Raw genomic sequence first — 24,909 nt, forward strand, 5'->3', positions numbered from 1 at the left:
CTCACATGATTGAATAACCCGCCGAAAAGCGGGAATCGCCGCTTAGTAGCGATAATGTTCCGGCTTGAACGGACCTTCGACCGGAACGCCGATATAGTCCGCCTGCTCCTGGCTCAGCTTGGTGAGCTGGACGCCAAGCTTGTCGAGGTGGAGCGCGGCGACCTTCTCGTCCAGTTTCTTGGGCAGGACGTAGACGTCGTTTTCGTATCCGTCGGTGTTTTCCCACAGCTCGATCTGCGCCAGCACCTGGTTTGTGAAGGAACAACTCATCACGAAGCTGGGGTGGCCGGTGGCGCAGGCGAGGTTCACCAGGCGGCCCTTGGCCAGCACGATGATTTCCTTGCCATCGGGGAACTTCACGAGGTCGGTGCCGGGCTTGAGTTCGGTCCACTCGTAATTGTCGAGCGCGGAGATCTGGATCTCGCTGTCGAAGTGACCGATGTTGCACACGATGCTCATCGGCTTCATCGACTTCATGTGCTCTGCCGTGATCACGTCTTCATTGCCGGTGGTGGTCACGAAGATGTCGGCACGCTTCACGGCGTCTTCCATGGTGACGACTTCGAAACCGTCCATGGCCGCCTGAAGCGCGCAGATCGGGTCGATTTCGGTGACGAGTACGCGCGCGCCGCCATTACGCAGCGACTGGGCCGAGCCCTTGCCGACATCGCCGAAGCCGGCAACGCAAGCGACCTTGCCCGACAGCATGACGTCGGTGGCGCGGCGGATCGCGTCGACCAGCGATTCGCGGCAGCCGTAGAGGTTGTCGAACTTCGACTTGGTCACGCTGTCGTTCACGTTGATCGCCGGGAACGGCAGCTTGCCCTGCTTGGCGAGGTGGTAAAGGCGGTGGACGCCAGTGGTGGTTTCTTCCGAAACGCCCTTGATCGCCTTGACGCTCTTAGTGAGGTAGCCCGGCTTCTTCGCGACAAACGCCTTGAGCGCGCGCTGCATTTCGATTTCTTCGGCGTTCTGCGGCTCGGGCATTTCCTCGCCTGCTTCGATACGCGCACCCCACAGGGCGAACATGGTCGCGTCGCCGCCATCGTCGAGGATAAGGTTCGCCGTGCAATCGGGATCTTCATCGGAAGACCAGTCGAAGATCTTGCCGACATAGTCCCAATATTCGGCAAGGCTTTCGCCCTTCACGGCAAATACGGGAATCTCGTTGGCAGCCATGGCGGCAGCTGCATGGTCTTGCGTCGAGTAGATGTTGCAAGTCGCCCAGCGCACTTCGGCACCCAGCGCGGTCAGCGTTTCGATCAGCACCGCAGTCTGGATCGTCATGTGGAGCGAGCCGGTGATACGCGCGCCCTTGAGCGGCTGCGATGCGCCGTATTCCTCGCGCGTTGCCATCAGGCCCGGCATTTCGGTTTCTGCGATACGGATTTCTTCGCGGCCGTAATCGGCGAGCGAAATGTCTTTGACGACGTAGTCTGTAAACTGGGCCACTGGCGGTCCTTTTCTTGATATGTCCGGATTCATGCGCCGCGCACGGAAAAGGGGCGGCACACAGATGCGCCGCCCCTAGCCCTTCATTTATGGGAGGGCAACAGCGCCCCTCTGCTGCCCTCCCTCGCGTATCCCGAAAGGCCTCAGCGTCGTGCGTAGCGTCCACCGCTCCGCGGACGCGGTCCGAGCAATTCGTCGGCGGCCTGGGCCAGGACCGCAGGATCTTTGGAACCTGCAAGGTCCGACGTGATCTCTTTCAGTTCGGCACAGCCCAGCCACGGGTGTCCCTGCCCGTACTGGTTCGCCATGCCGACGCTGATCTGGTCGAGCTTGCGCTTGGCGCCCTTGCTTCCGTGACGCTTCACCATGCTCTGCTCCATCCGCCGCGCCGCGCCGTTGAGCGTAGACAGGTGGTTGGAAGAGAATTTGCGATAATGGTGCTGGAAGTCGTCGCTTCCCATGCGGCACCTCAGCGACGTCACCATCAGCATGATGTCCAGCTTGCGAATCTGCTCATCGCCCGTCCCGGCGCTGGCAGTGGTCGGCGCGCAAAGCATCGCTGCCGCCGAAGCCGCGAGCGCAAATTTCCTTAAATTTTTCATAGTCCCTGGTCTCCCTTCGCGGACGACCCGTTGCCCGCGATGGAAACCATGAGTGCAAAAATTTACCGGGATTTAAACCCGCGCGGTAAACTGACGTTAACCACTCGACTCCCTTGCATGCACGGTTCGTCTCTCTACATCGTGAGTGTGGACGGGAAGACACAGGAGTTTTAACAAATGACAATCGCTGTAGGCGACAGCCTCCCCGATGTAACGCTGGTGAAGGCAACGCCCGATGGACCCGAGCAGGTCCAGTCGAGCGAGTATTTCAAGGGCAAGACCGTGGCGCTGTTTTCGGTGCCAGGCGCTTTCACGCCCACTTGCTCTGCGCGCCACCTGCCGGGCTATGTTGAAAAGGCCGATGACCTCAAGGCCAAGGGCGTCGACGAGATTGCCTGCACGGCGGTCAACGACGCATTCGTACTCGGCGCCTGGAAGGGCGCGAACGAAGCTGGCGAAGTGACCATGCTGGCAGACGGCAATGCCGATTTCGCCGAAGCCGTCGGCCTCACCATGGACGGTTCAGGCTTCGGCATGGGCAAGCGCGGTCAGCGCTACTCAATGCTGGTCGAAGACGGCGTTGTGAAACAGCTCAACGTGGAAGCGCCGGGCGATTTCTCGGTATCGAGCGCGGAGCACATGCTCGGCCAGATATAACCTGCATCACCTGTCCCGATTGCGGACAAAGCGGCGCCCCGTCTTGCCTCACGGCACGGCGGGGCGCAGTCTTTCGTGCATGACGCAGGGGAAAGACAGCAGCGACGAGAACTTCGGCATCCTTTTGGGATGGAGCTCGTCACCGGCGGGCGAGCGCATCGCGCTCAAGATGCAAAGCACCCGAAAGGTCGTCGAGAGCGAAGAGGATGTGCGCGAGTATCGCTATTTCCTGAGCAAGGAACAGGCGGTCCAGCTGGGCAACTACCTCTACACCCTCGCCGGAGAAACGGCGCCGGTCCGCAAGAAGCGCGGGCTTATCGAAAGAATGTTCGGCGCATAGCAGCGGTCGCGGCCGAGCCACCACGTTGGCGATTTTCGAGGTGAGCGAGGGAAGGTTGACCCTTCCCCGGCTAACGAAGGTTCGACCTCATTCTACCGTAACCGAAACGGAGCGCCCGTAGTCGCGACCGGACCTTCCTTTGATGTAGTCGGCCATGAGATCATAATATCCCGGCGTGACACGAAAGTATTCGCGCATTCCATCGGGAGATTGCTCGTACTCCCACATGCCGTGATCGGTCTCGGGAAAAACACGGATCGCAATATCGCTCCCGGAGCGACGAAGGCTCTGGAGGCGTTCAAGCGTGAGGCCGATCGGAGCTTCCCGATCTTCGCCCGCAAGGACCCAGAGTTGGGGTACCTCAACATCCCGCAGGACGCTCATCGGCTCTAGCGACCAATCGATATCGAGATCGTTGAACCGGGGCACGCCCTCTTGCCGAAGCTGTTCAACGGGCGTGTTGAGAAAAACACCCGTGTAGCCGCCGCGTATGAGCTGGAACCATGGTTCGGAAGCATATTGCTGCTGGATTGCCGCCAGCTCGTCCAGACCGTCCTTATAGTCCGAAGACGCCACCCGCGCCGTGACGTCGGTGATATTCTGCGCGATCGCGAGGACATCCTTCCCATAGCCGGCGTCGCGAAGTTCCTTTTGCACCTGGCTGGCGTCTTCTTCACGAATATCTGCGACGAGGCCGTAGCCGATAGCGATGAAGTCGGCCTGCGACCGTTCTGCAGCTAGCGGAGCGACCCATCCTCCCTGGCTCAGACCGACCAGCCCGAAGCGGCCGAACCGTCCCGCCGCCAGACGCTTCGCCTCCATCGATGCGGCAACCAGATCGCCGGCCAGACGCGGGAAATTTTGCGAATAGCGCCCTTCCGACTGCCCAGTGCCTCGTTTGTCGAAAACGAATACCGAAATGCCCCTCCCAAGCATTTGATACGGATCGCGGACCGCCTCTATCCACCCTGTCGGTTCGGAACCATGCGCATATGCAATAAGAGGTGTGTCTCCGTCGGCATCGGCAGGTTCGAGTAGTTGTCCAGCCAGCATCACCTCACCGGAGGCGAAGCGCGTGTTCGTCACCCGTATCGGTATCGTGGACCAGACATGTTCGCCGTTGACGAGAACGGAGCCTTTCCCGCATCGAACGACTTCGTCAGGTTCCTCGGTCGATCCGATCCGGCCATCCTCGAAGGCGTAGCTAAAGCCGTCTTGAGACCGCGTGATAGCGACGAAACGACCGCTCGGCTCACCATAAATGCCGACCTCGCATGGACCCGAAGAAAAGGCGGCTGTCGTGGCCTGGGCGCTGGCAGACACCACCTCTGTCGGCGAGGTGCCGCAGGCTGTCAGTGTTAGGAGGCTCAATCCGATCAGATGTTTTGGTGACATACACGGATAATACACCTAAGCGGATGAGACGCAACTACCTGTTGAAGTCATGCACCAAGCTCTACCGCGCCTCTGACGCTCAGCCATACCCCATCAGGCTCAGCACTTCCTTGCGGCTGCGCTGGTCTTCGAGGAAGGTGCCCATCATGCGGCTGGTGATCATGCCGACGCCGGGCGTGCGCACGCCGCGGGCGGTCATGCAGCTGTGCGAGGCTTCGATCACCACAGCGACGCCCTGGGGCTGCAAATGCTCCCAGATACAATCGGCGACCTCGGCGGTCAGGCGCTCCTGCACCTGCAGGCGGCGCGCGAAGCCGTGGAGGACGCGGGCGAGTTTCGAGATGCCCACCACACGGTCGTTCGGCAGGTAGGCGATGGCCGCCTTGCCGATGATCGGGGCCATGTGGTGTTCGCAATGCGACTGGAACGGAATGTCCTTGAGCAGGACGATCTCGTTATACCCGCCGACCTCTTCGAAAACGCGGCTCAGGTGGTAGGAAGGGTCTTCGGTATAGCCGAGACAGTATTCCTTCCACGCGCGCGCGACGCGCGCGGGCGTATCGAGAAGACCTTCGCGGGTGGGATCGTCTCCGGTCCACTCGATCAGGGTGCGGATCGCGTCCTGCACGTGTTCCGGTACCGGCGGCTTGCCGCGCGGATCGTCTTCGTCTGGACCTACAAGGCTGCTCACTTGCCCCACTTCCCTTTGATCTTGGTGCGAACCCGTTCGAGGCGGCTTCCCTTGCGGAAAAGACCGCCATTTGCAAACGGCTCGAACATATCGTCGGGATCTTCGGGATCCAGGACACCGCTCTGAGCGACGGCTTTCTCGGCATCGTTGAGGTCAGGCGGGTGATAGCGGCGCAGATTGCGGCCGCCCTCGGTGACTGTGTGGTCGATCATGGCGGCCATCGAGCCGTAGCGAGCCAGCATCTCTGGCACCTCATCCTCTTCCACGCCGCAATGTTCGGCGAGAAGCGAGTGGCGGATCGCTCGGATAGGATCGGCGGCGTGCTCGTTGCCCGGCCGGGTCGAGTCGACGAACACGTCGCATTCGCTGTCGAGGCCCATGGAGCGATTGTTGAGATTGGCCGATCCGATGCGGAAGATCTTGTCGTCGACGATCATCATCTTGGCGTGGACGTAAATCGGCGTTTCCCCCGACCACGGGCACCAGATGGTGAAGCGGTGCTTGTGGTCGACTTCCTCAATACAGCGGACGATCTCGGCGCGCGCATGGTCCATTGCCTGCTGTTCCAGCCAACCGTCGGCCTTTTCAGGATGGACGATAACAAATTCCGGAGGATCGTCCTCTTGCACTCGCTCGATGATTGCTTCCGCCACTGCACGCGAGGCAAAGTACTGGCTTTCCGCGTAGATGAATTTCTCGGCACGTTTGATGTGGTCGACGAAGAGATGCTCGATCTCTTTCACTTCCGACCAGTCGCGATGTTCGGCGCGGGTGCGTGCAATGCCGATCTCAACGTTTTCGAAGGTCGGCTCAAGGCCTTCGGGCCAGAGGCTTTCATCGCGCGGCTGGATCGGCAGCAACGGCGTGCCCCCGGCCCTAATCCAGCGATCGCGCCCCAGGTCGCTCAGCGCCTCGGCAATTTCGCCTTCCATCATCATCGAGGCGTCGTGCCAGGGCTCGTAAGGTTCGCCGCGCGGAGTGCGGCGCATCGGCTCGTCTTCCTTGTGCTCGCGCGTGTCGAGCCGCTTCACGGTCATGTCGATACCGCCGCACACAGCCAGCGAATTGTCGAGGATACCGATCTTCTGGTGGTGGCTGCAGCCGGTCGGGTGGGCACTGTCGAACTTGAAATCGATCCGGCGATGGCGTGCCCATCGCGTCAGATCCCACCACATGGAACCGCGCAGGACGAATTTGAAAACGCCGAAGCTCCATTTGAGGATTCGGATCTCGAGCGATTTTTCGCGATTGATGAGCCACGAGAAAAAGCTGCCCAGCCTCGCGGGGTACTTGTCCTTGAACGGCCGCTGCCACCAGCGGCGCCCTTCGCCCAGATGGATGCGGGTATCGAAATCCCAGCCGATGAGGAAAATGCGATGCTTCGCATTCATCATCGCTTCCTGCATCGCAGCGAAATAGTCCGCCGCGTCGATGATCACCCGCGCACGGTCGACCTTTGCATAACGCCAAACGCCCGGCTCGACGCCTTCGTCGAGCCGGGACACTTGTTTCGGATCTGCGGGTTGCCCCTCCTCCCCCTTGGCCATCTTACTCCTTGGCTTCCTCTTTCTTTTCGGGCGTCAATTCGGCGTCCGCTTTCTCTTCCTTCTTACGGCGATCGAAAACCTCGCGCATGTGCTCCTGGTCTTCATCGTCGAGGTAGTTCGCAAAGTCGGGGAAGTGGTCTTCCTCTTCTTCGTCGATGTGGTGGCGGTAATCGTGGGCGAACTTCTTGAACTTGGTCAGCCAGCCGCCCTCGGACATGTCGGTAGCGGCCAGGTCGTTCAGCATTTCGTCGATTTCGTCATGCTCGGCAACGGAATGGCGCGTTTCGTCGGTGGTCGGCGGCTTGCGCAGCATGGTGGAATAGAGCGCCTGCTCTTCTGCGGCGGCGTGGCTCTTCAATTCCTTAGTGAGTTCTGTGAAGAGCTCTTCGCGCTTCTCGCTCTCGCCGCTCGTTTCGAGCAGCTTGTCGATCAGGTCGCGATGGCGATCGTGGTCTTCTTTCAGGCGATCGAAGATTTCGGTGGTGTCGGACATGGGTGTTTCTCCTTTGCCTGATTGAACAGGCGAAGGCGCGCCGGGTTCCGTCCTTGCACGATGATAGGTGGCGACTCATATAGGACGGATGCTTCACGATCGATCGGGACCCACGCAGGAGCAGATGCAACAGATGGCAGAAGCCGTACGCGCATCGCTGCCTGATCACTTCCGCTTGCAGATGGAAGAAATCGTTTTGCGGGTGGAGGACTTCGCCACAGAGGAACAGCTCGCGGCCGTCGAGATCGAGAGCAAATGGCACCTGACCGGCCTGTACGAAGGCGAATCACTGCCCGACCGCTCGATCTGGGCTAGTGGACGCATGCCGGCACGCATCTGGCTCTTCTGCAAACCGTTGATCGCGGAATGGCGCGAAACGGGCGTTCGCATGGACGATCTCGTGCGCCATGTCGTGATTCACGAAGCGGGCCACCACTTCGGCTTCAGCGACGAAGACATGCATCTACTGGAAGATCGCGCCGACTGATTCAGGCCTAGAACCAAAGAAGCCCACGACCGCTGGGGGTCATGGGCTTGTTTGGCGCGCCAGGAAGGATTCGAACCTCCGACCGCCTGATTCGTAGTCAGGTACTCTATCCAGCTGAGCTACTGGCGCGTTGGAGGGCGGCACATAGGCAGGCGATGCGGCCTTGGCAACACCTAATCGGGCATTTTGGCGAGCAAATGTGCAGCAAGCTCGATATCCAGCGGTGGCTTGGCCAGTTTCTCTATGTCACGGCCCCTCACCCATTCCACCGCACCGCCCTCGAGCGCAGAGGCTTTCCCGGTCCATCGGGTGCAAGTGTAAAGAAGTATGACAATCGGGTTGGGGCCGACATCCTCGCCCTCCTGGGCGAAGCAACAGGGCGACAGATCCTCGGCGCGGACATCTATCCCTAATTCCTCCTTCACCTCGCGAACCAAGGCGCAAGCGGGCGTTTCGTCAGCCTCGACCTTGCCGCCAGGGAACTCCCACAACCCGCCGTGGTGCTTGTTATCGGGGCGTCTGTGCATCAGCCAACGGCCCTCCCTGTCACCAAGCGCAAGGGCGACCACGCAGCGCCATGTCGGATAATTTTCCAAAACTGATCCTTCCCGAAACCTTTTCTTAACGCCTGACCGAGTAGTTCGACGATGTCAGCTACGAATTGACTTTGGGGGCAACACAAGTGGTCGAATTTCTCAAAAGACTGGGACGCGACACCGAAGGTGCCACCGCTGTTGAATACGGGCTGATTCTCGCTCTGATCTTCCTCTCCATGCTCGGTGCGGTCAGCTCCTTTGGACAGACCACCATCGATATGTGGAACAGGGTGGCAACTGCCATTTCGGCGGTCACCGGGGTCTGAACGGGAGCGAAGAAGTCGGTCGGTTGATTAGCAATTTGTCAACTTGTCGGCGTCAGAACGAGAATTGCTCAAGCTTCAACAGGGGCGAGAGCCGGGTAACGAAGACTGAACCAGGAGACTACACATGAAGTTCATCAAAACGCTGCGTCGCAACGAAGAAGGTGCAACCGCTATCGAGTACGGCCTGATCGCTGCTCTTATCGCTGTTGCTGCTATCACTGCCATGCAGAGCCTCGGTGGCGAGCTCAGCACGACCTTCAACACCGTTGACGGTGAAATGGCTACGGCAAACGCCAAGGCTCCGAACGGCGTCTAATAGACCCTTCGGTAACGAAAAAAGAAGGCGGCGAGGGAAACCTCGCCGCCTTTTTTGTTGCTCGCGGTAAAAGTGATCAGGGGCTTAGCGGCCCCGCACCACGATCTTTACCTTCTGACCGGCCTGCAGGCGATCGGTCGACGAGAGGCCATTGAGCACGCGGAAGCGCGCTTCCTGTCCGCTGTCGTAGGCCATGCGCGCCGCCATCGTCGCAACCGTATCGCGCGATCCGACCGTCACGACATCCACATGACGCGGGATGACATTGGCCGCCTGCTGCGCGGTAATGCGGCGCATCGACGAAAACATCGAATTGAACGTGCCGGACTGGCCCGCCGGGGTCAGCGCCAGGAAGTGGTAGGCGCGGTCGTTCGAGAATTCATACGCAAACACCGTGACATCCAGGTTCTGGTTGCCCGAATTGACCCGCGCAGTGCCGTAGGCGGCAGGCAATCCGTTGACCGTGGTGGTCTGGATGCTGGCGGGGCGAACCTGCTGCTGGTCGCTCAGCGCACCGAAGACGCTGGTGACATAGCTCTGCAGATTGCCATTATACGGCCCAAGCGAGAATTGAGCCTTGCCGCTCTGCCCGCTGATGGTGACGGCGCGCGTGCCGTTGACCATGTAGAAGCCCTGCGGCGCGGTGAACGCCAGGCGCAGGTCCGGATGGATGAACTGGCGCCCTTCGACGACGCCCTGCTGCGGATCATCGCCATACAGGATGCCGTCGATACGGGTGAGGAATGTGTCGCGATTCGTCACGCGGCCGGTTCCGCCGACTTCCTGCGCGAAATTCAGAGCGGTCTGTACGCGGCTGGCAGGATCGGGGTGGGTCGAAGCCCATTCCGGAAGGCGCGCGTTGTCGCGTCCCATCAACTGCGCATCGAGCGAGTTTTGCGCTGCAAGGCTGGACAGAACGGTAGCCATTGCACGCGTGTCGTATCCTGCCTGATTGAGATACTGGATACCGAGGCGGTCGGCTTCCAGCTCCTGGCTGCGCGAGAACTTGAGGGTCAGGAGCTGCGAGCCCTGCAATGAGAGCTGTCCAAGCTGCTGTCCGAGGCCGGTGCCGCCAAGCAGGGCCTGGCTGGCGATCGCGCCGAGCACACCGAGGATCGAGTTACGCTGGGCAGCCTGCTGGCGACGCTGCGAGTGGCGAGCCGCGACGTGGCCGACTTCGTGGCCGAGAACGCCCGCCAGTTCGGCTTCGTTGTTCATCAGTGAAACGAGCTGGCGCGTCGTGTAGACGTACCCGCCGGGGATCGCGAATGCGTTGTTTACCGGGCTGTTCAGCAGCGAAACTGTGAAGCTGCCGCGCGCATTGGCAAGGCCTGACTGGACGGCGATGTTCTGGCCGACCATTTCCACATACTGGGCCTGCGGGCCGGTCATCGCTCCGCCGAACTCGGCCAGCAGCTGCGGATGGGCCTCTGCGCCCTGCTGTGCTTCACCCTGCGATATCGGCGCGGATGAATCTGGAATGGTGGCACAGCCCGTGAGGGCCAACGCAATGGTGGCGGTGGATGCGGCGAGTGTCTTCATGACGGACATTGGGTTCCCCTTCGTCTGGCCAAGCGGGTCCCACCGCCGCCGGGCCGGTTGTTTACGCTAGGGAGAACAGGGGGATGCGGCTGTTTGTTCCCGCACCGCGCAAATGAAGTCGATCAGCCTGCGATCTGCAGGAAGCGCTCCTCGCGCATCCGCTTAAGCTCTTCCGGAGAGTGAATCGACAGCTTGTCGAGTTCCTCGCCGATCGCTTCCGCAAGGCTATGTGCCGCTGCACGCGGATCGCGATGCGCGCCGCCCACAGGTTCGGCCACGATGCGGTCGATCACGCCCAGCTCCTTCAGGTTCTGCGCCGTCACCTTCATGGCCTCTGCCGCATCGGGCGCCTTTTCGGCCGTACGCCACAGGATGGATGCACAGCCTTCGGGCGAAATCACCGAATAGACCGCGTGTTCGAGCATCAGCACGCGTTCGGCGCTGGCCAGCGCCACTGCGCCGCCCGAACCGCCCTCGCCCACGATGCTGGCCACCATGGGCACCGGCAGCGCGAGGCAGGCTTCGGTGGAACGTGCAATCGCTTCGGCCTGGCCGCGTTCTTCCGCTTCGACGCCCGGAAACGCGCCGGAAGTGTCAACAAGGGTGACGACCGGCAGGTCGAACCGGCCGGCAAGTTCCATCAGGCGGATCGCCTTGCGATAGCCTTCGGGCTTGCCCATGCCGAAATTGTGACGGATGCGACTGGCGGTATCATTGCCCTTTTCGTGGCCGATCAGCACGATCTTGCGGCCGTTCAGCTTGGCAAAGCCGCCCATGATGGCTTCGTCTTCGCCATAGGCGCGGTCTCCGCCCAGCGGCACGAATTCCTCGAATGCATACTCCACGTAGTCGCGGAAATGCGGACGCGAAGGGTGCCGCGCGACCTGCGTTTTCTGCCACGGCGTCAGCGAGGCATAGGTGGAAGCGAGCAAGTCCGCGCTCTTGAGTTCAAGGCGCTGGAGCTCGTTCGTGATATCGACATCGTCGCCCTCGGCAGCGCTGCGCAGTTCCGCAAGGCGCGTTTCGAGTTCGGCGACGGGCTTTTCGAATTCAAGATAGGAAACCATTGCCACCCCGCTAGTCGCTCGCGCGCGGGCGGGCAAGTGGATGCCGTTCGTTGACGAGCTTTACCAACCGTGCCGCGTCGACATGGGTATAGATTTGTGTCGTCGCGATATCCGCATGGCCGAGCAATGTCTGCAAGGCGCGCAGGCCCGCCCCGCCCTCCAGCAGGTGAGTCGCGAAGGCGTGACGCAAGACGTGGGGGCTGAGCTTTTCGGGGGGCAAATCGGCGCGCACGGCAAGTTCCTTCAGCATCTGGAACAGACGGACCCGCGAGATATGTCCTGCGCGCGACGGAAACAGGAACGTGGATCCACCCGGGCGCAATGACAGCCATCGCGACAGCGCTTTCTTGGCGCGGCGGCTGATCGGCACCAGCCGCGCCTGGCCGCCCTTCCCGGTCACCGTGAGAAAGGGTTCGTCGCGCGGCACCGCCGATAAAGGCAGTGAGACGAGCTCCGTTGCGCGAAGCCCCGAACCATAGAGCAGTTCGAGCATGACCAGCATCCGTACGGCTTCGGGCCGCTCGCTCGATGCTTCGTCCTCTGCGCGGGCAAACAGTGCCTCGACCTGCTGGTGGGTCAGGATCTTGGGCAAGGGACGGCGCGTGGCAGGGCGCGGGAGAGCGTGCGTCGGATCGTCCTCGCGAAGGCCTTCGTCCATCAAGAAGCCGTAGAACTGGCGCAGCGCGGAAATCTTGCGAGCCACGGTCGACGCGGCGAGCGAGGACCAGCCCTGCCCAAGTTTCGAAAGTTGCGCCTTGTTGGCGGCGGCAAGATCGCCGCCCACGATTTCCTCTGCCTGCGCCAGGTCTCGCCCGTAGGCGATGATCGTGTTCCGGGCCGCGCCGCGTTCTGCGGCCAGCATGGCGAGGAAATCGTCGATTGCGCTCATGGCCCGGTCAGGCCCGCGCGACCGCCTCCGCGGCGATCATCCTGGCCTCGGCCTCCATGCCCACTGCATTGAGCGCGGAAACGATGTGATAGAGATGGCGCGCGGTCATCTGGTCCCAGCTCGTTCCCTGCATCCCCAGCCCGGCCAGATAGGCAACCAGTGCGCCATTATTCACTTCGGCAGCCTTGTCGATCATCCGGGTCCAGCGGGTGGGCGCGGTGAAGTTCATTTCGAGCCGGTCTGAATACTCGGCAATCTCGTCCTGCCCGACGCGCCCCAGTCCGGCGAGGCCAGCCAGCAGCATACGCGATTTGCGGCTGCGGGTGGATTCGTCATCGTCGAAGAACGTGTCGAGCTGGCCGTCGGTGACCGTGCCGCCCTGCGGATTGGCCAGTGCCAGGAGCGCCCAGCCAAGGCTGCCCTCATCGACAGCATTGGCCCATCGCATCGCATCCCGGTCGAGGCCTGCGGTCAGCATAGAGGCGATGAGGTCTCCGGAATCGTCCGCGAAATCCGCGCTCGGCGTCACACGCGCAGCGGCGTAGGCGGTTAGGACATAGCGGCCATACTCGTCATCGCTGCCATTCCACACATCGCGGATAGCTGCGATCCGCTCTGCCGGAGAGGGATCGACATAGGCAGAGCGAAGGCGTGACGCGACCGGCAACGCGGGGTCTTCGCCCGCTTGCTCTCGCTCTGCGTAGAGCAGGGAGTAGAGATCCACGATGGCGCGCGCGGACAGGACACCCGATGCCGCTGCCACATCGGCACCGCGGATACGCTGTCCTGCGGAAAGAGCCGGTGTCAAAGCGCTGGAAATCAGCATCGAATTGTCGAGATCGTCGGTCAGGTCTTCGGGGATCGGTTCGCCCAGAGCGTTCGCCATGGCGAAGCGCCACGGGGTCAGATCGCCCGACCCGTCCCACTCGATGGTCACCGCTCGCCGTCCCTCGCCGGCAGCACCGGCAAAACGCTGTGCCAGCAGCACGTCGAGCCGCGCGTCCCCTTCGGCGCGCGAAAGGAGCCTGCGCAAATCGTTCTGCGCCCGCTGCGATTCCCCGGCGAAGGCGGCGCAAATGCCTTCCAGCATTGCCCAGCGCGGCGTCTCTTCGTCGCCCTTGCCCAGCCGAACGGCCGGGCACGCACCCACGATATCGCTGGTCCCGACATAGGCGTCGATCGCGGCGCGGGTCAGCGCGGGCGAGTAGTTCGCCGTATCGATGTCCTGTACCAGCGCGCGCGCAGCGGCATATTCGCCCATGCTGTTGAGCGCACGTGCGCGAAGGGTGGCAAATTCGACCGGACCCATGCCCTGCGGTGCATCGAGCCGGCTCGCGAGCGCCCGGCGCATCAGGATGTGTCCCCAGCGCGACACCATCGGTCCCTGGACGGCGCCCAGTGCAGCGCGCACGATGGAGGCAGGCTGGCGCGCGAGCGAGCCGGTGGGCAATCCGCCCTCTGCAGGCGCAATGATCCCGATTTCGCGGGTAGCCCGGCGCGCGGCAGGCGGAATGTCGTAACGCGGTCTCAGGCCCAAAGCCTCGTCGAGTTCCGCCGCGGTCATCGATTCCAGCTCTTCGACAGAGGGAATATCGCCCAGGCTGATGCCGGAGGTATCGACCGGCGCAGGCGCACTCGGCAAAGGCTGCACCACTTCGCCCGATGCCGTCGGACTTTGGGTGGGCGCAGGTGTCGCAGGGGCCGGAGCGGGCGCAGGCGTATTGGCGGCCCCGGGCAGAATGCTCTCGGGTGCGCGCTGTGCCACCACCACGCTGGAGGAAATAACGAGGGCCGCACCGGCCAGCCAATAGCCGCGTTTCATCCTGCTGCTCCTGGCAGTTCGACAGGTTCCGAAATCGGACGCAGCGGCTCTTCACCGCCGTCGATCCAGGCCACGACCAGCACTGCCAGAATGGCGAGCGCAGCGATCAGGATCATACGCGAGCGTTTCACGGCCAAGATTTTCGTATCCTCGATCAATATTCGTGTGGGTTGCCCGCGCCCTAGCCCATCTATAGGCCGAGCGGCAATGAGCAACGCGCATACACCCCACGATATGTCCGATCCCGTGCGGCAGGCACGCCGGATCACACGCCCGGTCGTGCTGGTCGGTCTGATGGGCGTGGGCAAGACGAGTATCGGCCGCCGCCTCGCCTCGGCGCTGGATCGGGATTTCATCGACGCCGACGAGGAAATTGAGCGCGCCGCCGACCGCACGGTGGCGGAAATCTTCGAAGCGCATGGTGAAGCCTATTTCCGCGACGGGGAACGGCGCGTGATCGCGCGGCTCATGGAAGAAGGTCATGGCGTGATTGCCACCGGCGGAGGCGCCTTCGTCGATCCGGAAACGCGCGCCCTCGTCATCGAGAACGGGCTGGCGATCTGGCTCGATTGCGACATCGACACGCTGGTCGAACGCACGTCGCGCAAGAATACGCGCCCCTTGCTCAAGACCGGCGACCCGCGTGCAATCCTACGCGACCTGAAGGAACAGCGCAGCCCTGCATACGCGCAGGCGCAAATCCACGTCGTGACCGGGGATGGCCCGCACGAAGTTGCAGTAGAGCGCATCATCGAGGAGCTTGCGGCATGGCAGTGATCGACGTCGAACTCGCCGGCCGCAGCTACGAAGTGCGCGTTGCGCGCGACCTTCTGGCATCCGTTGCCGATCAAGCCGGGGCGTTCCTGCGCAAACAGGGCGTTCCCATCGTTGCCGATGCCAATGCGCGCCGACACTGGGGCGCTGCCGTCGAAGCCTCGCTTCGCGCTTCCGGCAAGGAACCGCGCTGGTACGATGTCGCTCCGGGCGAAAGTTCGAAAAGCTGGGAAAGCCTTGCGCGCCTGACCGACTGGCTGCTGGCCGAAGGGGTGGAGCGCGGCGACCATGTGCTGGCGCTTGGCGGCGGCGTCGTGGGCGACCTGACCGGCTTTGCCTGCGCGATCCTGAAGCGCGGCTGCGGTTTCGTGCAGTTGCCGACCACGCTGCTGGCTCAGGTCGACAGTTCAGTAGGCGGCAAGACCGCGATCAACACGTCGGCAGGAAAGAACCTGGTCGGTGCATTCCACCAGCCCTCGCTGGTGCTTGCCGATCTTTCGGCGCTCGACACCCTGCCCGACCGCGAGATGCGCGCAGGATATGCGGAAGTGCTGAAATACGGCGTGCTAGGCGACGCGGACTTCTTCGCCTGGCTCGAGGAAAACGGCGCCAGGGTGGTGGACCGCGAAAACGAAGCGCTCGAACACGCGGTTGCTGAGAGCGTTCTGGCCAAGGCGCGGATCGTCGCGGAGGACGAGCGCGAGACGTCCGGTGCACGGGCGTTGCTGAACCTCGGTCATACCTTCGGCCATGCACTCGAGGCGGAAACCGGCTTTTCCGACCGGCTGCTGCATGGCGAAGGCGTTGCGCTCGGCATGGTCCTCGCGGCGCGCTATTCCGCGAGGCGCGGCGATATCGGGATCGAGGATGCGCAGCGCGTGACCCGCGCGGTCGACGCTGCGGGGCTTCCATCGGAAATTTCCGCGCTTGGCCTGACCTGCGACGGGCGCGCGCTGGCCGATCACATGCTGCACGACAAGAAGATGGATTCAGGCACCCTGCCCTTCATCCTGTTGCGCAGCATCGGTGCAGCATATCTCGCTAAGGACGTGGCGCTGGACGACGTTGCGCTCTTCCTCGACGAGCAGCTTCAGGCGCACTAACGTGGCGCGCATGACGCGCTTTATCGACCTCTCCATCCCGATCACCAACGAGGTCGTGTCCGACCCCGACGTGATGCGCCCAAAGATCCAGTACATGACCCACGAAAGCACGTGGGAGCAGATCGCAATGTTCTTCCCGGGACTGGAAAAGGGCGACCTGCCGGGCGGCGAAGGCTGGGCGGTCGAGATGCTGGAACTCTCCACCCACAACGGCACGCACATGGATGCGCCGTGGCATTATCATTCGACGACGGACGATGGTGCGAGCCCTGCGCCGAGCATCGACGAGGCCCCGCTGGACCGCTTCTATCGCCCGGGTGTGAAGCTCGACTTCAGCCACCTGCCCCACGGCCATGTCGTCAGCGCGGCAGAGGTCGAGGAGGCATTCGCGAAGATCGGCCACGACCTGCAGCCTCTCGATATCGTGCTGGTCCAGTCTGGCGCGGTCTACGGGACGGACAATTTCACCGACCAGGGCGTGGGGCTAGGCGCGGAGGCAACGCTCTGGCTGACCGAGCGCGGTGTCGAAGTTGTCGGGACCGATGCGTGGAGCTGGGATGCCCCCTTCAGCCACACAGCAAAACGTTGGGCGAAAACCCGCGATCCCTCGATCATCTGGGAAGGCCACAAGGCGGGCCGCATTCGCCCCTATTACCAGATTGAAAAGCTGACCAATCTCGAAAGCCTGCCCGGTCACGGTTTCATGTTCAGCTGTTTTCCCGTGAAGATCGAACGCGCCAGTGCAGGATGGATCCGGGCGGTCGCGATGGTGGAAGAGTAAAAGATGCGCGTCGCACTTGCCGATATTGCTGATCCCTGCGTCCGTGAACTTGCCGCCTATCACCAGCAAGATATGCACCGCGCATCGCCTCCGGGGACCGACTTTGCCCTCGATGTCTCGGGTTTGGAAAAGCCCGGCATTACGATCATCGGGGCCTGGGAGGGAGACACGCTCATTGCGATGGGTGCCTTGAAGCGGCTCGCTGGCGGTCAGGCGGAATTGAAATCCATGCGGACTCATCCGGACCATCTCGGGAAAGGAGCCGCGAGTGCTATTCTGGAGGCCCTCATCGCCATGGCCGCGCAAGAGGGCACCGAACGACTAAGCCTGGAGACAGGCACCGCAGAAGTATTTCAACCCGCTATCAGACTGTACACGAAGCGCGGTTTCGCTGCAGGCGAGGGTTTCGCGCAATACGTCAATGGTCCGCACAACCAGTGCTACCATCTGGACCTGAAAGCCTAGCCGGGTTCAGCTCGCGCGCGGTTCCAGTCGTGTGACCTTCGCGCCTGCACCGTGAGGTTGGTAATCGGCCATCATGGTGTCATGTTCGCTGAACAAACGTTCGATTTCGGACCTGCGTTGCAACAGCATCTGCGCAATGCCCGGTGCGAGGCTGTCACCTTCGCCAATTTTGCCAAGAATTCCTGCGAGATCACTGATCGTCGCGTCTTCCGGGGTCTTGTGGTAATTACCCCGCGTGTCGAAGAATCCTGTTCCCCTGTGTGCCATGCGTACTACTCCTGAGTGAGTTGCGTCAGAAGCGAACCGAAGGCCCACAGTATCTCCACAAGACCGATTCGGTAAAAGACCCTTAACCACGATTTCACGCCGACCCCTGCATTTCGCAAGGATCGGCGCGATCAGGGTAATAATCGAAGCGCGGCGCTATAGTAAAAAGCGCGCCGCTCTTTTCTATTCTAGTTCGAGGATGACTTCGTCCACCGCGAGGCTATCGCCTTCGCCGGCATTGATCTTGCCCACGACAGCCTGTTTTTCGGCGCGCAGGATGTTCTCCATCTTCATCGCCTCGACTGTGGCCAGCGGCTGGCCGGGCTGGACTTCCTCGCCCTCTGCCACGTGCAGCTTCACCAGCAGGCCCGGCATCGGGCAGATGAGCATCTTGGAAAGATCCGGCGGTTCCTTCTCGATCATGTGACCGGCAAGGTTCGCGATGCGCGTCTGGAGGATACGCAGGTGATGCGTCGCCCCGCGCGTCGTGATGGCATAGCCAGTGCGCGACGGAGCCAGCTGGAACGTATAGGTTTCGAGCGGCTCGGCATCTTCGTCGGCATCGTTTGCGAACAGAGCCACGTCGATCATGCGCTGGCCCGGCGTGTACTGCATCTCGATCGTGACCTGCTCGTCATCGACGGTCAGCGCGTTCTCTTCTAGCCGTACTTCATGGCTGGACGAGCCTTCCTCACGCTCGCCGATCCGGATGGTCCAATCGCCCGGCGCGTATTCGTCGCCGTTCAACTGCTGGTCGATCCGTCGGGCGCGATCGGCATCGGCTGTCGCGATGACGCCGCCCACCGCAGCCAATACCCGCTTGAGTTCGTCGGAGGCAGGAGCGCCTTCGAAACCCTCGGGATATTCCTCGGCAATGAAGCCGGTCGTCAGTTCGCCCGAGCGGAAACGCGGGTGCTGCATGATGGCGCTGAGGAAATCGATATTGTGCCCGAGCCCCTCGATCCGGAACGCGTCCAGTGCCTGCACTTGAAGGTCCGCCGCCTCGTCGCGGGTTTCGCCCCAGGTGACGAGCTTGGCGATCATCGGGTCGTAGAACATCGACACTTCACCGCCTTCGAACACGCCATCGTCGACGCGGATGCCGTCAATGCCTCGTCGCCCGTTCTCGGCGCCATCGTCCGCCCACGGCTCCACCGGCGGCTGGTAATGAACAAGGCGCCCGGTGGACGGCAGGAAGCCGCGATAGGGATCTTCCGCATAGACGCGGTTCTCGATCGCCCAGCCGTCGATTTTTACATCGTCCTGTGTGATATCGAGCGTCTCGCCGGCCGCGACCCGTATCATTTGCTCTACAAGGTCTACGCCAGTGATCGCTTCCGTTACCGGATGCTCTACCTGCAGGCGGGTGTTCATTTCGAGGAAGTAGAAGCTCTCGCCCGTCGGATCCGCGCCGCTGACGATCAGTTCGACGGTGCCTGCGCTGTGGTAATCGACCGCCCGCGCCAGTGCGACACACTGTTCGCCCATGGCCTTGCGCATCTTGGGTGTGACGAAGGGCGACGGCGCCTCTTCGACGACCTTCTGGTGACGCCGCTGGATCGAGCATTCGCGCTCGTTGAGATAGATGATGTTGCCGTGCTTATCGCCCAGGATCTGGATTTCGATATGGCGCGGGTTCTCGATGAACTTTTCGATGAAGACACGGTCGTCGCCGAAGGAGTTCAAACCTTCGCGCTTGGTCGCCTCGAAGCCTTCGCGCACATCCTTTTCGGAATAGGCGAGGCGCATTCCCTTGCCGCCGCCGCCTGCGCTGGCCTTCATCATCACCGGATAACCGATGTCGCCGCTGATCTCGACGGCATGCTCCGTATCGCGGATTTCGCCGACGAAGCCGGGGACTACGTTGACCCCGGCCTCGCGTGCCAGTTTCTTGGATTCGATCTTGTCGCCCATCGCCGCAATCGCACCGACCGGGGGGCCGATGAAAGCGATGTCATTCTCTGCCAGAGCCTCTGCAAAGCTGGTGCGTTCGGAGAGGAAGCCGTAGCCCGGATGCACTGCCTCCGCGCCGGTCTGCTTGCAGGCGGCGATGATCTTGTCTGCGATCAGATAGCTTTCCGCTGCCGGTGCCGGGCCGATGTGCACGGCCTCGTCCGCCATGCGCACAAATGGCGCGCGCGCGTCGGCATCGGAATAGACCGCGACGGTGGCGATACCCATCCGCTTGGCAGTCTTGATGACGCGGCAGGCAATTTCACCGCGATTGGCAATCAGGATCTTGGAAAACAAACGGGCCTCCGATGCAGGCGAACTAGCGTGAGCAGTCCATGCCGCAGCGGAGGCCCCGTATCAAGGCAAGTACCTCAATCCCGGTCGATATGACCGATGTGGCGGTCTTGACGCAGGATAAGGGAATCGAATTCTTCCCACAGCGCCTTGGCCTTGTCCTCGCCGCCGACCTGGCGCACGAATTCGGCCTCCCACTTCTTACCCTCGGGATTTTCAGCCCAACCCATCTGCGCGATACCACCGCGCATCGGCAAAGCGACGATGCTGTCATAATCGCCGGTTTGCATATGGAAATCGATCACGTCGTTATAGCCCAGTGCCGTATCGACCTTTTCGAACATTTCGATGATTTCGTGGGCACGTTCCCCCTTGCCTTGCTTCCACTTGATCATGTTGACCCGATACCAGTCGACCTTGGAAAGTTCGGGCGTGTGATCGTCCGCAAAGGCGGGTGTTGCCGGAATGGCGAGGCCAATGGCGGCGACGGTCAAGATAAGCTTCTTCATGCAGTCTTCCCCCTAGTCAGGAATACGACCCTAAGAAGCGATCCGTTCGGTTATCTGCTGTTGTCCCCCAGCGCGGCGAATTAGCCACCCGAATCGAGCGAGAGTCAAGCAGTCAGCCTAACCCACTGATCCGACCTCGAATTTCCGTCTACGGCTGGACGAACTCGATCAGCGCATGGGCATAGTGCTGCGCTCCGCGCCGCTCGCCCTCGCCTTCGAGAAGCCCCTGCATGGCCACCGCGAGGCGCTGCTGGTTGTCCGATGACAGCTCGCCCAGCGGAGACACGTAGATACCAATAGTGAAGAGGATCGCACCCGTTTCGGGCAGGCGGCGCAAGGTCTGGCGTTCGGAGCGCACGAAGAGGGTTTCGCCGGCATTTTCCGGCGTGACATGCGCAAACGCCTGTTCCGGAGGCTCGGCCACCCAGCGCTTGTCGCCGGTGGCTGCGATAAACCAGTTGCAGCGCCCGTAAATCGCGCCCGCTTTGAGCTTGGCCATGAAGTGATCGACGCCGCTGGCAAGCTGCTCCTCGTATCCCTGAATCGGCGCATGCAGCGCACGCAGGGGCAGACCCAATTTGTCGGCAGGCGTCCAGTCGGAAGGCCATGCCACTGCCGCGCCGACGAGGCGGTACTGTTCGTCGCCTTCGCGCAGGGTGAGCAGACACATGTCCTCGTGATGCGCCCGCGCCGCTTGGGGCAGGCCACCCGAGAGTCCGAGCACCGCAGCGAGCTCCACCCCTGGCGCCTCGCCTTCGCGCGACAGCTGGATGCCTTGCGGATAGGCCGCGAACCCCGCCTCGCGCGCCGCAAGGTCGGGATCTGGCTGGAGCCAGTCCCTCTCGTCGAGCTTGGCGAGCCCCATCTTGAGCACCCCGCCCCCGCGTGCCTTCGGCAGCAATGCGTCGACGGAGAAGCCGAGGGTCAAGGGCGCATCCGTTTGATAATTCCGCGTGCGAACCACTGTAAAAATATCGCGCAGATAAGGCCGTAAAGAATGGTCGGGATGGCGCCCCCTGCCAAATAGCCGGGAGCAGCTTTCTCTTCACCACTTGCCGAAAATTTCACGATTTCGAAGACCATAGAAGCGGCGGTCCAGAAGAGAACCGAGAATAGTGAAAAACCGATAGTTGCGATACGAATGAAGCGAGCCATCACTCGGCTGGCTCCGCCACCTTGCAAGCCCGCATCGGCTCCTCCTGCTGGAGCGCGGTGAGGCCCAGCTTGGCGAAGAGCGCCGCATCGCTGTCGTCGCCCGCATTGGGAGCGGTCAGCAGCTTGTCGCCGGTGAAGATCGAATTCGCGCCCGCCATGAAGCACAGCGCCTGCGTCGCTTCGCTCATGCTTTCGCGGCCTGCGGAGAGGCGGACCATGCTCATCGGCATCGTGATACGTGCGACGGCCACGGTGCGCACGAACTCGATATCGTCGATCTTGGCGAGCGGGGTGTCGGCGAGCATGTCGCCCAGCACCGTGCCCTTGACCGGCACCAGAGCGTTGACCGGCACGCTTTCGGGATGGAGCTCCAGCGTGGCGAGCGTGTGGACGAAGGCCACCCGGTCCTCGCGCGTTTCGCCCATGCCGACGATCCCGCCGCTGCACACGTTGATGCCCGCATCGCGCACGTTCTGCAGCGTGTCGAGCCGGTCCTGGTAGTTGCGGGTCGAGATCACGCGCTCGTAATATTCCGGCCCGGTGTCGACATTGTGATTGTAGTAATCGAGGCCCGCTTCCTTGAGCATGTCCGCCTGTTTCGGCGTCAACATGCCCAGCGTCATGCAGGTCTCCAGCCCCATTTCGCGCACGCCCTTCACGATCTCGACGATCGCGGGCATGTCGCGGTCCTTGGGATTGCGCCATGCCGCGCCCATGCAGAAGCGCTGACTGCCCGCATCCTTCGCCTGCGCCGCGCGCTGGAGGACGGACTGCACCTCCATCAGCTTGGTCGCCTCGACCCCGCTATCGGCCTTCACCGACTGCGAGCAATAGCCGCAATCCTCCGGACACCCGCCAGTCTTGATCGACAGCAGCGTGCACAGCTGGATCTGCTCGGGCGGATGGAACTCGCGGTGGACGGTAGCGGCCTGGAAAAGCAGTTCGGTAAAGGGAAGGTCGAACAGCCCCGCGATTTCCTCGCGGGTCCAGTCTGTGCGGATTTGATTCATAAATCAGTACTCGAAGATATTGCGACAAAGCCCGAAAAAATCAGGCCAAAAACGATCGTTAGGCCGAGCACTAGGGCGGCGATTACCCAATTTCGATTCCGAAAGTTGCCCGATTTGTCGAACGCTAGGAAACTGAGTCCCAATCCGATCAGCGCAGGAGGAGCGATCACCACGGAATGGGCTAGCAGATTTGTCGCACCTAAAGCCCTCGCGAAAAGAACCCCTAGAATTACCCCCGAAAGCGTGAAGACGAGAGTTTTCGAACCTCTATGAGAGCTCACTCAGCCGCCTCGTCCAGATCCTCACCGGCAGGCGGCATGTTGTGGCCCATCAGGCGCAGCACGTCCGCCGCGCATTCGACCACGTTGCTGCCCGGACCGTAGATGCCCTGCACACCGGCATCGCGCAGGAAGTCGTAGTCCTTCTGCGGGATCACGCCGCCGGCAATGACCTTGATGTCGCTGCGGCCCGCGTCTTTCAGCAGGCCGATCAGTTCGGGGATAAGCGTCTTGTGCCCCGCCGCAAGGCTGCTCGCGCCGATGGCGTCGACATCGTTCTCCAGCGCTATGTCGCGGGTTTCCGCGGGCGTCTGAAACAGCGGACCGGAGACGACCTCGAAGCCCATGTCGGCAAAGGCGGAGGCGATCACATTTGCGCCGCGGTCGTGGCCGTCCTGGCCCATTTTGGCGACCATCAGCTTGGGCGCACGGCCGAGGCGGCGCTCGACCGCCTTCACCCCTTCGACCACCTGGCGGTAGCGATCGTCGTCCGAATAGGCTTCGGAATACACGCCGCGCACGGGCTTGGGCATGGTGTCGTAACGGCCATAGGCGTCTTCCATCGCCTGGCTGATTTCGCCCAGCGTCGCATCGTGGCGCGCCGCCTCGACAGCGAGCTCAAGCAAATTGCCCTCGCGCTGCGCAGCGCCGCGTGCCAGCGCGTCGAGCGCGGCCTTGCAGGCGAACTCGTCGCGGCCCGCACGGACCTTTTCAAGCCGCGCGATCTGGCTCTGGCGCACGGCATGGTTGTCGATGTCGAGCGTGTCGATTTCGTCTTCCTTGTCGCGGCGGTACTTGTTGACGCCTACGATCACCGTCTCGCCCCGGTCGACGCTGGCCTGTTTCGCAGCAGCCGCTTCCTCGATCTGCGCCTTGGGTTTGCCGCTGGCGACGTATTCGGTCATGCCGCCTGCCGCCTCGACCTCGTCGAGCATCTTTTTCGCCTCGTCTACCAGCGCGGCGGTGAGGCTTTCGATGTAATAGCTGCCGCCCAGCGGATCGGCGACATTGGTGATGCCGGTCTCTTCCTGGATCACGAGCTGCGTGTTGCGCGCGATGCGGGCGGAGAAGTCAGTCGGCAGCGCGATCGCCTCGTCCAGCGCATTGGTGTGGAGCGACTGCGTGCCGCCCAGCACCGCCGCCATCGCCTCGATCGTGGTGCGGATGACGTTGTTGTAGGGGTCCTGCTCTTGCAGGGAAACACCGGACGTCTGGCAGTGGGTGCGCAGCATCTTCGACTTGGGGTTTTCGGCCCCGAGATCGGTCATCACATCGTGCCACAGCGCGCGCGCCGCGCGCATCTTGGCGATCTCCATGAAGAAGTTCATGCCGATGCCCCAGAAGAAGGACAGGCGCGGCGCGAAGTCGTCGATATCGAGGCCCGCTTCCATCGCGCGCTTGGCGTATTCCTTGCCGTCGGCGATGGTGAAGGCGAGTTCCTGCACTGCCGTCGCCCCGGCCTCGTGCATGTGATAGCCCGAGATCGAAATGCTGTTGAATTTCGGCATGTTGGCCGAGGTATATGCGATGATGTCTGAAACGATCCGCATGCTCGGTTCGGGTGGGTAGATATAGGTGTTGCGGACCATGAACTCCTTTAGGATGTCGTTCTGGATGGTCCCGGCGAGCTTGTCCTGCGAAACCCCCTGCCGCTCTGCCGCGACGATGTAGAAGGCGAGCACGGGGATCACCGCGCCGTTCATCGTCATCGACACGCTCATGGTGTCGAGCGGGATCTGGTCGAACAGGATTTCCATGTCGCGAACGGTGTCGATGGCGACGCCCGCCTTGCCGACGTCGCCGACCACGCGCGGGTGGTCGCTGTCATAGCCGCGGTGGGTGGCAAGGTCGAAAGCGACAGACAGGCCCTTCTGACCCGCGGCAAGGTTGCGGCGGTAGAAGGCGTTCGATTCCTCGGCGGTGGAGAAGCCCGCATACTGGCGGATCGTCCACGGACGGCCGGTGTACATCGAGGCATAAGGCCCGCGCGTGAACGGCGCGATGCCTGGCACGCCGGGGTCGAGACCTTCGGTATCCTCGCTGGTGTAGAGCGGCTTTACCTCGATGCCTTCGGGCGTGTGCCAGGTCAGGTCGCGGCCCTTCACTTCCTTGTCGGCGCGGGCCTTCCAGTCGTCGTATGTCGGCTTGTCAGTCATCG

28 protein-coding genes and 1 tRNA gene are annotated in these 24,909 nt (G+C 62.1%); 9 read left to right on the top strand and 20 right to left on the bottom strand.

The window, feature by feature from the left end:
* Positions 1–42: 42 nt before the first annotated feature.
* Positions 43–1,485 (bottom strand): adenosylhomocysteinase, encoded by a 1,443-nt coding sequence (gene ahcY / locus GRI34_RS06010; RefSeq protein ID WP_160595163.1) that lies wholly within the window; start codon positions 1,483–1,485, stop codon positions 43–45.
* Between the two features lie 110 nt (positions 1,486–1,595).
* The gene (locus GRI34_RS06015; RefSeq protein ID WP_160595164.1) at positions 1,596–2,054 is read right to left on the bottom strand and encodes an S-adenosyl-L-homocysteine hydrolase; all 459 of its coding nucleotides are present in this window, start codon (positions 2,052–2,054) and stop codon (positions 1,596–1,598) included.
* Positions 2,055–2,231: 177 nt separating this feature from the next.
* On the opposite strand from GRI34_RS06015, the gene GRI34_RS06020 reads away from it, so the two are divergent.
* Positions 2,232–2,711, top strand: a complete 480-nt coding sequence (locus GRI34_RS06020) for a peroxiredoxin (RefSeq protein WP_160595165.1) — start codon at positions 2,232–2,234, stop codon at positions 2,709–2,711.
* Between the two features lie 79 nt (positions 2,712–2,790).
* Complete coding sequence (locus GRI34_RS06025) at positions 2,791–3,051, top strand: hypothetical protein (RefSeq protein ID WP_160595166.1); 261 nt, start codon at positions 2,791–2,793, stop codon at positions 3,049–3,051.
* An 87-nt stretch (positions 3,052–3,138) separates the two neighbouring features.
* Here GRI34_RS06025 and GRI34_RS06030 read toward each other — a convergent pair whose 3' ends face one another.
* The 4 genes from GRI34_RS06030 to GRI34_RS06045 form a co-directional block, all read right to left on the bottom strand.
* Entirely contained in the window at positions 3,139–4,422 is a 1,284-nt protein-coding gene (locus GRI34_RS06030) for an alpha/beta fold hydrolase (RefSeq protein ID WP_234028158.1), read from the bottom strand.
* A 103-nt stretch (positions 4,423–4,525) separates the two neighbouring features.
* The gene (folE, locus tag GRI34_RS06035; protein WP_100259051.1) at positions 4,526–5,137 is read right to left on the bottom strand and encodes a GTP cyclohydrolase I FolE; all 612 of its coding nucleotides are present in this window, start codon (positions 5,135–5,137) and stop codon (positions 4,526–4,528) included.
* Positions 5,134–6,684: a phospholipase D-like domain-containing protein gene (locus GRI34_RS06040; protein ID WP_160595168.1), complete on the bottom strand. Its 1,551-nt coding sequence runs from the start codon at positions 6,682–6,684 to the stop codon at positions 5,134–5,136. The genes folE and GRI34_RS06040 overlap by 4 nt, the downstream gene beginning before the upstream one ends.
* A gap of 1 nt (position 6,685) precedes the next feature.
* Positions 6,686–7,177 (bottom strand): hemerythrin domain-containing protein, encoded by a 492-nt coding sequence (locus GRI34_RS06045; protein ID WP_160595169.1) that lies wholly within the window; start codon positions 7,175–7,177, stop codon positions 6,686–6,688.
* A gap of 88 nt (positions 7,178–7,265) precedes the next feature.
* Between GRI34_RS06045 and GRI34_RS06050 the strand changes: the two genes are divergently transcribed.
* Complete coding sequence (locus GRI34_RS06050; RefSeq protein ID WP_160595170.1) at positions 7,266–7,664, top strand: metallopeptidase family protein; 399 nt, start codon at positions 7,266–7,268, stop codon at positions 7,662–7,664.
* Between the two features lie 52 nt (positions 7,665–7,716).
* Here the strand turns inward: GRI34_RS06050 and GRI34_RS06055 are convergent.
* Positions 7,717–7,793: transfer RNA gene (locus tag GRI34_RS06055), tRNA-Arg, on the bottom strand.
* Between the two features lie 44 nt (positions 7,794–7,837).
* Positions 7,838–8,233, bottom strand: coding sequence for a (deoxy)nucleoside triphosphate pyrophosphohydrolase (locus GRI34_RS06060; RefSeq protein WP_325065228.1), 396 nt, complete (start codon positions 8,231–8,233; stop codon positions 7,838–7,840).
* Positions 8,234–8,346: 113 nt separating this feature from the next.
* Here GRI34_RS06060 and GRI34_RS06065 point away from each other — a divergent pair, with 113 nt between their 5' ends.
* Together GRI34_RS06065 and GRI34_RS06070 are read left to right on the top strand one after the other, a co-directional pair.
* The gene (locus GRI34_RS06065; protein WP_160595172.1) at positions 8,347–8,526 is read left to right on the top strand and encodes a Flp family type IVb pilin; all 180 of its coding nucleotides are present in this window, start codon (positions 8,347–8,349) and stop codon (positions 8,524–8,526) included.
* Between the two features lie 124 nt (positions 8,527–8,650).
* Entirely contained in the window at positions 8,651–8,842 is a 192-nt protein-coding gene (locus GRI34_RS06070; RefSeq protein WP_100259056.1) for a Flp family type IVb pilin, read from the top strand.
* A gap of 84 nt (positions 8,843–8,926) precedes the next feature.
* Here GRI34_RS06070 and GRI34_RS06075 read toward each other — a convergent pair whose 3' ends face one another.
* The 5 genes from GRI34_RS06075 to GRI34_RS13355 all read right to left on the bottom strand — a co-directional run bounded on the left by GRI34_RS06075 (position 8,927) and on the right by GRI34_RS13355 (position 14,293).
* The gene (locus GRI34_RS06075; RefSeq protein WP_160595173.1) at positions 8,927–10,393 is read right to left on the bottom strand and encodes a M48 family metalloprotease; all 1,467 of its coding nucleotides are present in this window, start codon (positions 10,391–10,393) and stop codon (positions 8,927–8,929) included.
* Positions 10,394–10,506: 113 nt separating this feature from the next.
* Entirely contained in the window at positions 10,507–11,451 is a 945-nt protein-coding gene (locus GRI34_RS06080; protein ID WP_160595174.1) for an acetyl-CoA carboxylase carboxyltransferase subunit alpha, read from the bottom strand.
* A gap of 10 nt (positions 11,452–11,461) precedes the next feature.
* Positions 11,462–12,340, bottom strand: coding sequence for a tyrosine recombinase (locus GRI34_RS06085; RefSeq protein ID WP_160595175.1), 879 nt, complete (start codon positions 12,338–12,340; stop codon positions 11,462–11,464).
* 7 nt (positions 12,341–12,347) lie between these two features.
* The gene (locus GRI34_RS06090; RefSeq protein ID WP_160595176.1) at positions 12,348–14,162 is read right to left on the bottom strand and encodes a hypothetical protein; all 1,815 of its coding nucleotides are present in this window, start codon (positions 14,160–14,162) and stop codon (positions 12,348–12,350) included.
* Positions 14,159–14,293, bottom strand: coding sequence for a hypothetical protein (locus GRI34_RS13355; RefSeq protein ID WP_267903980.1), 135 nt, complete (start codon positions 14,291–14,293; stop codon positions 14,159–14,161). Before GRI34_RS13355 ends, GRI34_RS06090 begins: the two co-directional genes overlap by 4 nt.
* A gap of 76 nt (positions 14,294–14,369) precedes the next feature.
* Between GRI34_RS13355 and GRI34_RS06095 the strand changes: the two genes are divergently transcribed.
* From GRI34_RS06095 to GRI34_RS06110, 4 genes are read left to right on the top strand one after another with little or no spacing between them, the layout of a single operon-like run.
* A complete protein-coding gene (locus GRI34_RS06095; protein WP_199800123.1) occupies positions 14,370–14,939 on the top strand; it encodes a shikimate kinase in 570 nt (189 codons plus the stop codon).
* Complete coding sequence (gene aroB, locus GRI34_RS06100) at positions 14,930–16,039, top strand: 3-dehydroquinate synthase (protein WP_160595177.1); 1,110 nt, start codon at positions 14,930–14,932, stop codon at positions 16,037–16,039. The genes GRI34_RS06095 and aroB overlap by 10 nt, the downstream gene beginning before the upstream one ends.
* Positions 16,040–16,049: 10 nt before the next feature.
* Positions 16,050–16,820: a cyclase family protein gene (locus tag GRI34_RS06105; protein WP_160595178.1), complete on the top strand. Its 771-nt coding sequence runs from the start codon at positions 16,050–16,052 to the stop codon at positions 16,818–16,820.
* 3 nt (positions 16,821–16,823) lie between these two features.
* Positions 16,824–17,285, top strand: a complete 462-nt coding sequence (locus GRI34_RS06110; RefSeq protein WP_160595179.1) for a GNAT family N-acetyltransferase — start codon at positions 16,824–16,826, stop codon at positions 17,283–17,285.
* A 6-nt stretch (positions 17,286–17,291) separates the two neighbouring features.
* Here the strand turns inward: GRI34_RS06110 and GRI34_RS06115 are convergent, their stop codons facing one another.
* The 7 genes from GRI34_RS06115 to scpA form a co-directional block, all read right to left on the bottom strand.
* Positions 17,292–17,552, bottom strand: coding sequence for a hypothetical protein (locus GRI34_RS06115; protein ID WP_160595180.1), 261 nt, complete (start codon positions 17,550–17,552; stop codon positions 17,292–17,294).
* 183 nt (positions 17,553–17,735) lie between these two features.
* Positions 17,736–19,802, bottom strand: a complete 2,067-nt coding sequence (locus tag GRI34_RS06120) for an acetyl-CoA carboxylase biotin carboxylase subunit (protein WP_160595181.1) — start codon at positions 19,800–19,802, stop codon at positions 17,736–17,738.
* A gap of 74 nt (positions 19,803–19,876) precedes the next feature.
* Complete coding sequence (locus GRI34_RS06125) at positions 19,877–20,308, bottom strand: hypothetical protein (protein WP_160595182.1); 432 nt, start codon at positions 20,306–20,308, stop codon at positions 19,877–19,879.
* A 148-nt stretch (positions 20,309–20,456) separates the two neighbouring features.
* Positions 20,457–21,236: a heme-dependent oxidative N-demethylase family protein gene (locus tag GRI34_RS06130; RefSeq protein ID WP_160595183.1), complete on the bottom strand. Its 780-nt coding sequence runs from the start codon at positions 21,234–21,236 to the stop codon at positions 20,457–20,459.
* Positions 21,233–21,463, bottom strand: a complete 231-nt coding sequence (locus GRI34_RS06135; protein WP_160595184.1) for a hypothetical protein — start codon at positions 21,461–21,463, stop codon at positions 21,233–21,235. The genes GRI34_RS06130 and GRI34_RS06135 overlap by 4 nt, the downstream gene beginning before the upstream one ends.
* The gene (gene bioB, locus GRI34_RS06140) at positions 21,463–22,473 is read right to left on the bottom strand and encodes a biotin synthase BioB (RefSeq protein WP_160595185.1); all 1,011 of its coding nucleotides are present in this window, start codon (positions 22,471–22,473) and stop codon (positions 21,463–21,465) included. Before bioB ends, GRI34_RS06135 begins: the two co-directional genes overlap by 1 nt.
* Before the next feature lie 277 nt (positions 22,474–22,750).
* The gene (scpA, locus tag GRI34_RS06145) at positions 22,751–24,907 is read right to left on the bottom strand and encodes a methylmalonyl-CoA mutase (protein ID WP_160595186.1); all 2,157 of its coding nucleotides are present in this window, start codon (positions 24,905–24,907) and stop codon (positions 22,751–22,753) included.
* Between the last annotated feature and the right edge of the window lie 2 nt (positions 24,908–24,909).

It is taken from the genome of Qipengyuania aquimaris (assembly GCF_009827445.1).
Classification (GTDB): domain Bacteria; phylum Pseudomonadota; class Alphaproteobacteria; order Sphingomonadales; family Sphingomonadaceae; genus Qipengyuania; species Qipengyuania aquimaris.